Consider the following 11,515-nt stretch of genomic DNA (forward strand, 5'->3'; position numbering starts at 1 on the left):
CCTTGTCCACAAGAAGAAGATCTCGGCGATCGGCGGCTCCATCTCCACCGGAAAGGAGGCGAACGTCTTCCTTGGCGAGAGGGAGGGGAAAACGGTCGCCATCAAGATCTACCGGATGAGAACGGCGAACTTCAAGGCGATGGCCGAATACATCATCGGCGACCCCCGCTTTGCCGGAATGCGGCGGACGCGCAAGGACATCGTCTTCACCTGGACAAAGAAGGAGTTCGCAAACCTCAAACGCGCCCGTGAAGCCGGCGTCCCGGTGCCGGAGCCGTACGCCTTCGACAGGAACATCCTGATCATGGAGTTCATCGGGGAAGACGATACAGCGGCCCCCCAGATCAGGAACGTGGAACTTGAAGACCCTGAAGGAGTGTACAGGGCGGTCATCGGGGAGATAAAGACGCTTTTCCAGGAGGCCAGGCTCATCCACGGCGACCTGAGTGAATTCAATATACTCTGGCTGGAAAAACCCTATATTATCGACATGGGCCAGGCGGTCACCCGCGATCACCCGAATGCCGGAACCTTTCTGATCCGGGATATCAGGAATATCAACCGGTTTTTCTCCTCTTTCTGCCCTGTGGAGGACGAGGACGCGCTGGTGCGCGAGGTGACGGGCGGGACATTCCGGCCCCTGGCAGATAAGGAGCGGTGAATTAAATGACAGTACAGGAAATCAGGATTGGTGCAAACAGGATCGGCGCCCTCATTGGAAAAGACGGCGCCGTCAAGAAGGCGCTGGAGGAGAAGACAGGGGCCGCGATCCAGATCGACAGCGACGAAGGCGAAGTGCGGATCGAGGGTGAGGACGCGGCAGGCGTGCTCAGGGCGACCGATGTCGTCACCGCGATCGCGCGGGGCTTCTCGCCTGAGCGGGCTTTCAGGCTTCTCGAAGACGAGGACCTCACCCTTGACGTCATCGACATCTCTGTGGTTGAACCCTCCCCGCGCCAGCAGGAGCGACTCCGCGGCAGGATCATTGGCAAGGCCGGGAAGGCACGGGAACAGATTGAGGACATGGCCTATGTCGGCATCTCGGTGCAGGGCAAGACCGTCACCCTGATCGGGACACCCGACCACCTCAAGAATGCCCGAACGGCCCTCGAGATGCTCATCAACGGCGTGCCCCACGAAACCGTTTACTCTTTCCTGGAGAAGAAGCGGCGCGAGGAGAAGGAGAATATCCTGGACTACTACTACTGATCCCCTCGCGCCCGGCGTTATTTCCCGTGGAGAGATATATACATCCAACAACTATATTTTCTACAATCTGTGGACATGGTCTTGAATTTCGAGTGGAAACAAAGGGGTCCATATGAAGGTTGCTGACCTGCCTCTTCCCGACGCCCTCAGGTCTCAGTACAGTGCACGCGGGATCGAGGCGCTCTACCCTCCCCAGGAAGCCTGTGTCAGGGCCGGGATCTTCGAGGGGAAAAACCTCCTGTGCGCCATCCCGACGGCGAGCGGCAAGACCCTTGTCGCCGAGATGGTGATGCACCGTCATATCGCCGACGGCGGCACGTGCCTGTACATCGTCCCCCTCAAGGCCCTCGCCACCGAGAAATACGAGGACTTTTCTGGCAAGGGTGTCAGGGTCGGGGTGGCGACCGGAGACCTCGATCGGAAAGACGCCTACCTTGGTAAAAACGATATCATCGTCGCCACGTCGGAGAAGGTGGACTCCCTCCTCCGGAATGCCGCACCCTGGCTCTCCAGGATCACCCTCCTTGTCGTGGACGAGTGCCACCTCATCGCCTCCCCTGACCGGGGTGCGACCCTTGAGATGGTGATCGCGAAACTCAGGCACAGGAACCCGGCGATGCAGGTGATCGCCCTCTCGGCGACGGTGGGCAACCCCGGCGCCCTTGCCGGCTGGCTTGACGCCGAACTCGTGACAAGCGAGTGGCGTCCGGTCGACCTGCGGGAAGGGGTCTTCTACAATGGCACGATCCACTTCGAGGACCATGAAAGGCAGGTGTCGGCAAAGTCAAAGAACGACGACCTGAACCTCTGCCTGGACACGGTCGCGGAGGGCGGGCAGTGCCTTGTCTTTGTCTCGTCGAGGCGGAATGCCGAAGCCTTTGCAAAGAGGGCGGCAGGCGGGCTGAAACTCTCCGAACCCGCCCTCGACGACGCGGCCGACGCGATCGAACGCGAGGCGGCGACCGACCTCGGCAAGACCCTCGCCCTCTGTGTCAGGAAGGGCGCGGCCTTCCACCACGCCGGCCTCTCGTCGGCGGAGAGGAAAATCGTCGAGGACACCTTCAGGACAGGGGCGATCCGGGTGATCTCGTCGACGCCCACCCTTGCCGCGGGCCTCAACCTGCCGGCACGGCGGGTGGTGATCCGCGACTACCTCCGTTTCGGCGACGGTGGCATGGCACCGATCCCGGTCGGGGAGTACAAGCAGATGGCCGGGCGTGCCGGCCGCCCGCACCTCGACCCGTACGGCGAGGCGGTGCTCATCGCAAAGAGCGAGGATGGCTGCCAGGACCTCTTCGAGGCGTACATCGACGCCCCCCCCGAGGAGGTCACCTCGCAGTGCAACTCGGAGAACGCCCTGCGCACCCATGTCCTCTCCCTTATCGCCACCCACTTCGTGCAGAGCCGCGGCGAGGTGCTCTCCTTCATGGGGGAGACCTACTATGCCTACGAGCACCAGGGACTGCGGTCCACCATCCATGAGACCATTGATCGTGTGATCGACTGGCTCGTCGACGCCGAGATGGTGACGGAGTTCGGGGACCGCCTGGAGGCGACCGAGTACGGCGACATGGTCTCCCGCCTCTACATCGACCCGAGGAGTGCGGAGGCGATCGTCACCGCTCTCAGAGGGGCCCCGGTCTATGCCGACATCGGTCTCCTCGAACTCATCTGCGAGACGCCCGACATGCTCACGCTTTTTTTGCGTAAGGACGACGCCGAGATCCTCCCCCTCTTCCTCCGGGACCACGAGGCCGAACTCTGGACCGGCGTGCCGTACGGCTCAGACGAGATGGAGGCGTTCTACGCCTCGGTGAAGACCGCGATGCTCCTCTCCGAGTGGTCTGACGAGGTGACAGAGGCAATGATCTCCGAGCACTTCAATGTGGGGCCTGGCGACATCCACAACAAGGTCGAGACCGCGGTCTGGCTCATCCACGCCGCGTCGCGCCTTGCATACCTCTTCAACCGCCCCCTCGCAAAACCGATCGCCGACCTCGGGACACGGGTAAAGTATGGCATCAAGAAGGAACTCCTGCCTCTCATCGCCCTGCGCGGCATCGGTCGGGTGCTCTCCCGGCGCCTCTTCGACCTGGGCATGACGACGCCGCAAGAGATGAGGGCGGCCGGGATCGGGAAGATCGCCCCCATCCTCGGCGAAAAGACGGCGGCGAAGGTCCTCGCCCAGATCGAGGGGAAGGAGGCTGGAGACGATGCTCCGACCGTTGAAGAGGAGATCGAGGTGAAAAGAGGGCGGCGGCAGACCACGCTCTTTGCATTCGAGGGACATAATGGAGATTAACTGCGATATCAGGGAGGCGGTCATCGAGATCCCCGCGCTTCCCGCGTTTCTGGAGACGATCCGGGTGATCGCGGAGTCGGCCGGGACGCACATTATCTGTTTCGACGCCGATGAACTCGCCGGGAAGGCCCATGCCGCGAAGGCAGTGCGCCACGCCCTCCGCGCCTGGCAGGAAGGGCGGGCGATCGCGAAGACCCTGGAGATGGAGGCCCTCCTCTATGCGGCGGGGACCCGCCAGTGCCGGGTGGCGACAGGCATCGGCCTTCACGCGGGGACGAACCGCTGCTATGTCTGCCTCTGCCCGCCGTCTGAGGCGGCGGCGGCCGCGCTCGGCAAAGTCCTCGCCTGGAACGAGGCAGACTGGGAGGGGATCGACGAGGAGAAGCAGCGCCGCCTGATGGAGCGCTACGGCATCACGCCCGAGGAGATCGCGGCAACGGACGGGCGGATCCGTCCTCTCGTCCTGGAGAGGGTTGCCCTCCTTGAAGTGAACCGGTGAAAAATTGACCCTTCGGCCAGGAAAAGAGATCTGAAGCAGGGCACTTCGGTCCTGCTGTTTTTTTCTTTTTGCCCTCAGTCCTTTGCCATGATCGCCCCGATCACGATGAACCCGAGGCCGATGACGGCGACGACCAGTTCGACGATGCCGATGAGGAAAGCGATCACCTCGGGTGCGAGTTGCGTCATGCCATAGACGCCCGCACCGGCGAGGATAAACCCTACAACGAGCAATGCAACACCTGTTTTGTCCATGGAATCACTCTCCAGTGAATGATTGTTCGATCCGGCATATGAGGGTTTTCCCTCACCATCGATCCTCTGTGGAAGGTTTTTTTCCCGCAGGCGGCGATCCCTTCTCCATGGATATCGGAATAATTGATTGGAATACGGTATGGGCCGAAGAGTTGCGGCAGAACCATTCTGTCGTCGGTTTCAGGACCGGCCCTGCTCTCTGGGGTGAGAAGGGGCGGGCTGTTTGCTATGATACCCATGTTTCGGGCAGGAGAGTGGAGGAAACCCTCTCCGCCCTCCCCCTCGTGCGGGCTGCGCGGGTCCTCGACATCGGTGCCGGCCCGGGTACCCTTGCCCTCCCCCTTGCCCGCCGTGTGCGGACGGTCACCGCGGTGGAACCGGCCTCCGGGATGGCCGATGTGCTTGAAGACCATATGGACGAGGAGGGGATCGGGAACGTCAGCGTCGTCAGGAAGCGCTGGGAGGACGTCGACCTGTCCACAGATCTGCGGCTGCCGTACGACATCGTCGTCGCGTCCTTCTCCCTCGGCATGGCGGACCTGCGGGCCGCTCTCCAGAAGATGGACGACGTCGCCGCAGGATCGGTGCACCTCTTCTGGTTTGCCGACGTCCCTGCCTGGGAGCGTCGCTATCTCCAGGTCTGGCCATCTCTCCACGGTGCCGCCTACCGGCCTGTCCCGAAGGCCGACATCGTCTGCAACCTCCTCTGGCAGATGGGCATCTACCCTGACCTGCATATCGGCCTGATGCAAAGAGAAGTGCGTTTCGCCGATCTCAACGAGGCGCTGGTGACCTGTGCGCCGAAGTTCGGGGTGAGCGGGAAGAAGCAAGAGGAGATCCTCCGCCGTGCCCTTGCCGACTGGCTCGTCCCCGAAGGCGGGGCATATGTCCTGCGGGAGACGTCCCGGTACGCGCATATCTCGTGGAAAAAAGAGGAAGATTAAGTCCTCCGCAGCAGGAGGACGGCGAGCGCGGCGGCGGTCAGGAAGGGGACGAGAGAGAGGGGCGACTGCTGCGCCGTCGTCGGGGGAACGGTCGTCGCCGTCGTGCCGACTGTGGTCGTGGCCTTCGTCGTCTCCGGCGCCGGTGTCTGCGATGCTGTGGCTGCCGTGGTCACCGCCGGCATCGTTGTCTCCCCCACAGCCCCGTCCGCCACGGCCACAACGGCCCAGCCCTGTACGACGGTGATCGCAAAGAAGGAGAATCCTGTGCAATATGCCCGGTACTTCGCCACTCCTCCTTCGGTGCCGAGATATTCGGTCTTGAGTGTCTGCCATGCCCCATCATGGTACCGCTGGAGGGCGATGTCTGTGGTGTTGATCCCCTGCCCCTCGATCCAGGCCTCATCTACAGAGAACTCGATAGTGGCATTGCAGTCTTCCAGGCTTCCGAAACCCGGCCCGACCTCAAGGTACTGGTAGGTGGCGTTCTCTGTCTCGCCAATTCCTGCCGGGGCCGAGGGCAGGTGCCGGGCGCTCATCGTGAGCGAACTCATATCCTCTTCAGGCACGATGAAGACCCTCATGACTGCACAGTCCCCGAAGCAGAACTCCGACTCTTCGCCCGCCGCAAGACCGGTGGCAAGGGCCGTATCCCAACTGTCAGAACCGCCGTCGGACGCCGGCGGCGTCGCCGGGCTTGCCATCACGGCCTCCTTGTTGTGTGCGAGCACGCCGGGCAGGGAGTCGACGCCTGCGAGCGACTTCGGGAAATTGGTGAAGATGACGCGGTCAGCCCCGATCCCCCTGTCCTGGAGGGTCTCCTCGATCCCCTTCGCCATCTCTCCCGACTGCATGTTTTCGATGACATACTTCACGTTCCCGTATTTCTCCGGGTTCGCGGCGATGTCGTCGACGACCTTTGCCGGGGTGAACCGGCCCTTCATGTAGAACTCTGGGCCGAAGACGGCGACGACGTTGAGGCCGAGCCAGTTCTCCGCCGCCTCCCTCTGCCAGACCATCACGATGACGTCCTGTCCCTCGATCCGATCCCGCTCACCGTCGGCGATGTCGGCCTCATCGATTGCGTCGCAGTAGGCCTGGAAGTTCGCCTCGAACTCGTCGGCGTTCCAGGGCTGTGCCGCCATGAGGATATCCTTCACCTCCCCTGCAAAGACCTTCGCCTTCTCAGGGGTGTTCCAGTCCTGTGTGCTGATAATGGTCCAGGCCACGTTTCTGCCATAGTTTGTCTGCATGAACTTCTCGACTGCAGGCATGACGACGGGCTTGTCCATCCCCGAGTTGTGGGCGAAGAAGAGGTCTGCCGATGCGATGAAGTCCTTCTGCATCTGGATGCGGTTGCCGATGATGTCGCCCTGCATATGCGGGCAGATGGTTGGATCGGCGATCGCAATCACATTCACGTGGTCCCCGCCGATCGCCTCCACCGGGTCGGCGATGACGCTCGTCGTGGCGACGATATCCATCGGACCGTCGGCCGGGGTCACGGCCTCCTTGTTGTGTGCGAGCACATCCGGCAGGGAGTCGACGCCTGCGAGCGACTTCGGGAAATTGGTGAAGATGACGCGGTCGGCCCTGATCCCCCTGTCATGGAGGGCCTCTTCGATCCCTTTCGCCATCTCTCCCGACTGCATGTTTTCGATGACATACTTCACGTTCCTATATTTCTCCGGGTTCGCGGTGATGTCGTCGACGACTTTCGTCGGGGTGAACTGCCCGCCCATGTAGAACTCTGGGCCGAAGACGGCGACGACGTTGAGGCCGAGCCAGTTCTCCGCTGCCTCCCTCTGCCAGACCATCACAATGACGTCCTGCCCCTCGATCCTGCTCTTCTCCTCTTCGGTAAGGTCGGCGGCGTCGATCGCATCGCAGTACGCGTCATAGTTTGCTTCATATGCGGTGGCATTTGCCCCATCTGCAGCAACGAGCTTGTCCTTTATCTCTCCTGCGAAGACCTTCGCCTTCTCGGGGGTGTTCCAGTCCTGTGCACTGATAACAGTCCAGTTCACTTTTCTGCCGTAGTTTGTCTGCATGAACTTCTCGACTGCCGGCATGACGACGGGCTTGTCCATCCCCGAGTTGTGGGCGAAGAAGAGGTCTGCCGATGCGATGAAGTCCTTCTGCATCTGGATGCGGCTGTCGATGATGTCGCCCTGCATATGCGGGCAGATGGTTGGATCGGCGACCGCAATCACATTCACGTGGTCCCCGCCGATCGCCTCCACCGGGTCGGCGATGACGCTCGTCGTGGCGACGATATCCATCGCCGCCACGGCTGGCGCCCCGAGGGCGCATATTATGAATAACACTGTTAGTATTCTTTTGATGCTACGTTTTTTCAGCATATGTTTAACAATGTGCGAATTATCTTATATATTTTGCCAAAATAGAAAAAGAGGTTCAGCCACCCTTCGGAACCCGGCGCTTCGGGGATATGAGTACCGCCAGGAGGAAAAGGCCACTGAAAACGATGGCAATGAGGGGGCCGACCGGGAGGGAGTGCTGGAGCCCGACCCATGCTCCGGTGACGCTGACTGTTGCGGCGACAAGAGGGGCGACAAGGAAGAGGCCCCTGACCGTGGAGCAGAACTGGTAGGCGATCGCCGCCGGGGTGACGAGCCAGACATAGAGGAGGAGGCCGCCGATGATGTTGAGGGAGAGGGAGACCGAGATGGCGATCATGAAGAGGAGTGCATAAAAGATGGGGCGCACCCTTATCCCGGCCGCTTCGGCGATCTTTTTGTTGAAGATGACCGCCGTGATCTCCTTGAAAAAGATCAGGACAAAGAGGACGGCGACGATGGAGATGAAGGCGAGGGCATAGATCTCCTCGCGGTACAGGGAGACGACGTTCCCGAAGAGGAGGGCGCTCGTGTTGACGCCTGTCCCGAGGTACTGCATGTACGAGATGAAAAATATGGCAATGGCCATCATCATCCCGAAGAGTATCCCGAGGATCGTGTCTGTGGGCATCCTCGCCTTCTCCGAGAGGGGGCCAAGAATGACAGCGATCGTCAGGCTTGCGAGGACCGCCGCAATAGTCCCGTCGATGCCGAAGAAGATCCCGACGGCAGCACCGGCAAAGGCGGCATGTGTCATCGTAAAGCCGATGGAGGAGATGTTCATCTGCGTGATGATCACGCCGAGCACGCTGCATGCTATCGAGGCGAAGAGCATTGCCTCGATGGCATGGCAGACGATGTTGTTCGGGATGAGGAACTCAAGCATGCGGGCCTCCCGAGAGGGTGCGGACATGATCCTCGACCTCGTCTGCCGGGCAGGGCCTGTTGAAGATGAGCTGCCCGTCATTCATCACAAGCACCCTTACCTCCCTGTTTGGGAGTGCGTCGAAGGCATGGGAGACCATCATGACGGTGCAGCCCTCGTCTGCAATGCCGGCAAGCACCCCGCAGATAAAGTCGCGGGTGCCCAGGTCGAGGTTGGAGAAGGGTTCGTCGAGGAGGAGGATATCGGGCTTTTTGACGATACTCTGGGCGATGAGCACTTTCTGCTGCTGCCCGCCGGAGAGTTTGCCGATCGGCCTCTCCGCGAGGTCGTCGATGCCGAGGAGGTCCATCACGTCCCTCGCGATCCTTCGGTCCGCCTCGCCCGGCCGCCGGCCATAGCCGAGCAGGCCGTAGCGCCCCATCATCACGACGTCCCTGACTATGAAGGGAGCGAGGGGGTCGAAGGCGAAGTTCTGGATGACGTAGCCGACCCGCTTGCGGACCTCATAGCCCCGGGAAGCGACGTCGAGACCGCAGACCGTCGCCCGCCCGCGGGTGATCGGGAGCATCCCATTGACCGTCTCAAGGAGAGTTGTCTTTCCGGCGCCGTTCGGTCCGCCGACAACGACAAACTCTCCCGGGGCGACGGTGAAGGTGAGGCCCCTGATCACCGGCCTGTCAGACCCTTCGTATGCAGTGGAAACCCCTGCAAGGTCGATAGTGCCGCCAGGCATCGTCAGTGCTCGCCGGCGGTGAAGAGTTCGGCGTCTTCGAGATAATACATCTCTTCGGCAAAGGCTTCGATCAGGGCCTCGTAGTCTTCTCCGTCGCCTTCTGGAAGGCCGAATGGCCGGGGGACGATCCTGACAGTCCTGCCGTCTGTCTCAAACTCGACGGCGACCTGATCGCTCTTGATGATCTCGATGTTCCTTTTGCCGAGGGTGCACCCGCTGCCGAGCTGGACGCCGTCGGCGAGGCAGGACTCCGGGGGCGTGCCGGCGCAGTAGACCCGTGCCCTGAGGTCGAAGGGGTTGTTGCAGACGTGCTCGCTCGCGTATTTTCCGATCCTGTATCCGATGACGATATACGGGCCGAGATGGCCGTGAAACACAGCGAGGTCCGTGACGGTGAGGTCGCGCTCCAGATTGAGGTACTGGCAGCCGTTATGTCTGTGCATGAAAGATCATCGGCATTCGTGCTATAAATTTATTCAGGTTTGTTACAGGGTGGGAAAAGTAATCCCGGGGATGTTATTCTGTCCCTGCATGAAGAGCGGCATATGCCCGTTCCACCGCCTCGCGGACCCTGTCGCCGGCGACATCCTCACCCGCGTGTCCGACGAGGAGGGCTCCGTCCGGGCCAGCGACGACGATCGCGACCGGTTCGGCAGCGAGGTACGCCCCCCCCTCCCACGAGCAGAGCACGCTCCGCACGATCGGCACGACGGCGCGTCCCCCGGCCATGTGCGCCTCGCCGACAGTAACCTCTTCCTTCATTTTTCCTCTCCTCTCTCCAGGAAAATCCGGCGCACCGGCGGTGCAAGGGCGAAATCGGCCGCGGCACCGAGGAGGGCGATAGGTCGGTCGACCTTGAGTCTCACCTCGCCCCGGCCCGCTGGATCCCCGCCGGAAAAGAGTGGTTCCATGTCGACATCGACAGGTGTAGGTCCCAGGATGCCCCGAACGGCCTGCACCGCCCCGAAGGCCTTCCCTGTCGCGATGGGGCCGCCGAAATCGGCCCTGATCCAGAGGACAAGGCGTTCCAGAGTGATGTGGGCGACGACCCTGCCGAGAAGATGGGTGACGTGCGGGAAAAGTGTACGGAAAGTCTCCAGAGTCAGGGGAATGGAAGAAAGCCCTTCCTTTTCTTCCTCTTCTCTTTCTTCTCCTCCCTCTTCAGGCTCGGCCTCAGGGATCGTCAGAGAGAAGAGTTTGGTGCTGCCGACCAGGAGATCGGCATGCCAATCCTTCTCCTTCTTCACGCTCACACCAAAGGCCGCCCACCTGAGGGAGAGGGAGGCGGTCCCCGCCCCGCCCTCATAGCCCCCCGCTGCACCGATCCGCAGGGGGAGGAGAAAGACGGAGAGGAGGATGACGCCGATGCCGGCATAGTACGCAAGGAGGATGAGGAGGTCGCCGCCGGCCATGCTCGACCTGTCTACTCAGTTCCCTGTTCGGTTCTCTTCTCCTTTGCCTCGCCCTTTTCGGGCGTGGTGACCTTCGAGGCTACCCGCTCGACCATCGAGGGGATGACCTCCCCGACACTCTCGATGATCTCGGCGATCGGTCCCTTCTTCTTGAGAGAAAAGATCTGCACTCCTTCGGGTCCCTTCACGTCCTTGTGGACGACAAGGAGAGCGACCGGTTCGACACCGGCCCCGGCACCGCCGCCTTCGCCGCCACCACCTTCGCCGCTCGGGGCATTGCCCCTCCCTGCAGCGGCTCCGAAGCCGAAGCCGAAGCCTGCGATCGCAAAGACGACCTTGTCGCCGAGGTCGAGCGGATCGCCGATGATAGCCTTTGCCGATACGAAGTTGCGGAGTTCTTCCGCCGTTACCCTGATCATTTCGTCGCCTGTCATGTTCGTCCCACTCTGAGAGGGAAGACCTCCTCTTAAAGGTATGGGGAGGTCCCCGACAGGCCCGTCACAACAGACGGGTCGTCTCGGTCGGCCGCGGCACCTTGACAACGAGAACGCGGAATGGGCGGTCGCCCTCGTTGATCCAGCGGTGCGGGATCCGTGCCGGGCTCTCGACCAGTGTGTCGGGGCCGCACTCCTGCCTCTCGTCCCCGATCTCGACGATGCCGGTCCCTTCGAGGACATAGAAGGCGACATCCACGGGCGTGATATGCTTTTTCAGGCTCTCTCCCGGCTGCAGGGCGATGTGGACCATGGTGGCGTGTTCGGTGTCGTAGATCTTTCGTGCGTCCACGCCGTGCGGGTTCTTCTCGACCGGGGTCTCCATGACCGTTCGTGCAATCAAGGTCTTCACCAGGGGGATACTCCGTCTCCCTCGATGAATACCTTTGGGTTGTCCGTCCCTCCTGTGACCATCAGGCTGACGA

Annotated in this window: 14 protein-coding genes; 5 read left to right on the plus strand and 9 right to left on the minus strand. The window is 61.6% G+C overall.

The window, feature by feature from the left end:
• From PHP59_RS08810 to cgi121, 4 genes are all read left to right on the plus strand, one after another.
• Nucleotides 1-661: serine protein kinase RIO (locus PHP59_RS08810; protein ID WP_300166119.1), on the plus strand; the 661-nt coding region annotated here is incomplete at its 5' end.
• A gap of 5 nt (nt 662-666) precedes the next feature.
• The gene (locus PHP59_RS08815) at nt 667-1,209 is read left to right on the plus strand and encodes a pre-rRNA-processing protein PNO1 (protein ID WP_300166121.1); all 543 of its coding nucleotides are present in this window, start codon (nt 667-669) and stop codon (nt 1,207-1,209) included.
• Nucleotides 1,210-1,321: 112 nt separating this feature from the next.
• Entirely contained in the window at nt 1,322-3,511 is a 2,190-nt protein-coding gene (locus PHP59_RS08820) for an ATP-dependent DNA helicase (protein WP_300166123.1), read from the plus strand.
• Nucleotides 3,501-4,010: a KEOPS complex subunit Cgi121 gene (gene cgi121 / locus PHP59_RS08825; RefSeq protein WP_300166125.1), complete on the plus strand. Its 510-nt coding sequence runs from the start codon at nt 3,501-3,503 to the stop codon at nt 4,008-4,010. The genes PHP59_RS08820 and cgi121 overlap by 11 nt, the downstream gene beginning before the upstream one ends.
• Before the next feature lie 74 nt (nt 4,011-4,084).
• On the opposite strand, the gene PHP59_RS08830 is transcribed toward cgi121, so the two are convergent.
• Nucleotides 4,085-4,264 (minus strand): hypothetical protein, encoded by a 180-nt coding sequence (locus PHP59_RS08830; RefSeq protein WP_300166126.1) that lies wholly within the window; start codon nt 4,262-4,264, stop codon nt 4,085-4,087.
• 107 nt (nt 4,265-4,371) lie between these two features.
• Here PHP59_RS08830 and PHP59_RS08835 point away from each other — a divergent pair, with 107 nt between their 5' ends.
• Complete coding sequence (locus PHP59_RS08835) at nt 4,372-5,208, plus strand: class I SAM-dependent methyltransferase (protein ID WP_300166127.1); 837 nt, start codon at nt 4,372-4,374, stop codon at nt 5,206-5,208.
• Here PHP59_RS08835 and PHP59_RS08840 read toward each other — a convergent pair.
• From PHP59_RS08840 to PHP59_RS08875, 8 genes are all read right to left on the minus strand, one after another.
• Nucleotides 5,205-7,568: a zinc ABC transporter substrate-binding protein gene (locus PHP59_RS08840; RefSeq protein WP_300166128.1), complete on the minus strand. Its 2,364-nt coding sequence runs from the start codon at nt 7,566-7,568 to the stop codon at nt 5,205-5,207. The genes PHP59_RS08835 and PHP59_RS08840 overlap by 4 nt on opposite strands.
• Before the next feature lie 55 nt (nt 7,569-7,623).
• Nucleotides 7,624-8,451: a metal ABC transporter permease gene (locus PHP59_RS08845; RefSeq protein WP_300166129.1), complete on the minus strand. Its 828-nt coding sequence runs from the start codon at nt 8,449-8,451 to the stop codon at nt 7,624-7,626.
• The gene (locus PHP59_RS08850) at nt 8,444-9,184 is read right to left on the minus strand and encodes an ATP-binding cassette domain-containing protein (protein WP_300166131.1); all 741 of its coding nucleotides are present in this window, start codon (nt 9,182-9,184) and stop codon (nt 8,444-8,446) included. Before PHP59_RS08850 ends, PHP59_RS08845 begins: the two co-directional genes overlap by 8 nt.
• A 2-nt stretch (nt 9,185-9,186) precedes the next feature.
• Nucleotides 9,187-9,627 (minus strand): formylmethanofuran dehydrogenase subunit E family protein, encoded by a 441-nt coding sequence (locus PHP59_RS08855; RefSeq protein WP_300166133.1) that lies wholly within the window; start codon nt 9,625-9,627, stop codon nt 9,187-9,189.
• 73 nt (nt 9,628-9,700) lie between these two features.
• The gene (locus PHP59_RS08860; RefSeq protein WP_300166135.1) at nt 9,701-9,946 is read right to left on the minus strand and encodes a hypothetical protein; all 246 of its coding nucleotides are present in this window, start codon (nt 9,944-9,946) and stop codon (nt 9,701-9,703) included.
• Complete coding sequence (locus PHP59_RS08865) at nt 9,943-10,596, minus strand: hypothetical protein (protein WP_300166137.1); 654 nt, start codon at nt 10,594-10,596, stop codon at nt 9,943-9,945. The genes PHP59_RS08860 and PHP59_RS08865 overlap by 4 nt, the downstream gene beginning before the upstream one ends.
• Nucleotides 10,597-10,607: 11 nt before the next feature.
• A complete protein-coding gene (locus tag PHP59_RS08870) occupies nt 10,608-11,030 on the minus strand; it encodes a spore germination protein GerW family protein (RefSeq protein WP_300166139.1) in 423 nt (140 codons plus the stop codon).
• 64 nt (nt 11,031-11,094) lie between these two features.
• Nucleotides 11,095-11,415 (minus strand): cupin domain-containing protein, encoded by a 321-nt coding sequence (locus PHP59_RS08875; protein ID WP_300166141.1) that lies wholly within the window; start codon nt 11,413-11,415, stop codon nt 11,095-11,097.
• Nucleotides 11,416-11,515 lie beyond the last annotated feature (100 nt).

Source organism: Methanofollis sp. (assembly GCF_028702905.1).
Lineage (GTDB): Archaea > Halobacteriota > Methanomicrobia > Methanomicrobiales > Methanofollaceae > Methanofollis.

Excerpts from the sequence above, each read along its gene's own strand:
- PHP59_RS08815 (WP_300166121.1), top strand. The coding sequence starts at position 667 with ATGACAGTACAGGAAATCAGGATTGGTGCAAACAGGATCGGCGCCCTC.
- PHP59_RS08820 (WP_300166123.1), top strand. The coding sequence starts at position 1,322 with ATGAAGGTTGCTGACCTGCCTCTTCCCGACGCCCTCAGGTCTCAGTAC.
- cgi121 (WP_300166125.1), top strand. The coding sequence starts at position 3,501 with ATGGAGATTAACTGCGATATCAGGGAGGCGGTCATCGAGATCCCCGCG.
- PHP59_RS08830 (WP_300166126.1), bottom strand. The coding sequence starts at position 4,264 with ATGGACAAAACAGGTGTTGCATTGCTCGTTGTAGGGTTTATCCTCGCC.
- PHP59_RS08835 (WP_300166127.1), top strand. The coding sequence starts at position 4,372 with ATGGATATCGGAATAATTGATTGGAATACGGTATGGGCCGAAGAGTTG.
- PHP59_RS08840 (WP_300166128.1), bottom strand. The coding sequence starts at position 7,568 with ATGCTGAAAAAACGTAGCATCAAAAGAATACTAACAGTGTTATTCATA.
- PHP59_RS08845 (WP_300166129.1), bottom strand. The coding sequence starts at position 8,451 with ATGCTTGAGTTCCTCATCCCGAACAACATCGTCTGCCATGCCATCGAG.
- PHP59_RS08850 (WP_300166131.1), bottom strand. The coding sequence starts at position 9,184 with ATGCCTGGCGGCACTATCGACCTTGCAGGGGTTTCCACTGCATACGAA.
- PHP59_RS08855 (WP_300166133.1), bottom strand. The coding sequence starts at position 9,627 with ATGCACAGACATAACGGCTGCCAGTACCTCAATCTGGAGCGCGACCTC.
- PHP59_RS08860 (WP_300166135.1), bottom strand. The coding sequence starts at position 9,946 with ATGAAGGAAGAGGTTACTGTCGGCGAGGCGCACATGGCCGGGGGACGC.
- PHP59_RS08865 (WP_300166137.1), bottom strand. The coding sequence starts at position 10,596 with ATGGCCGGCGGCGACCTCCTCATCCTCCTTGCGTACTATGCCGGCATC.
- PHP59_RS08870 (WP_300166139.1), bottom strand. The coding sequence starts at position 11,030 with ATGACAGGCGACGAAATGATCAGGGTAACGGCGGAAGAACTCCGCAAC.
- PHP59_RS08875 (WP_300166141.1), bottom strand. The coding sequence starts at position 11,415 with ATGGAGACCCCGGTCGAGAAGAACCCGCACGGCGTGGACGCACGAAAG.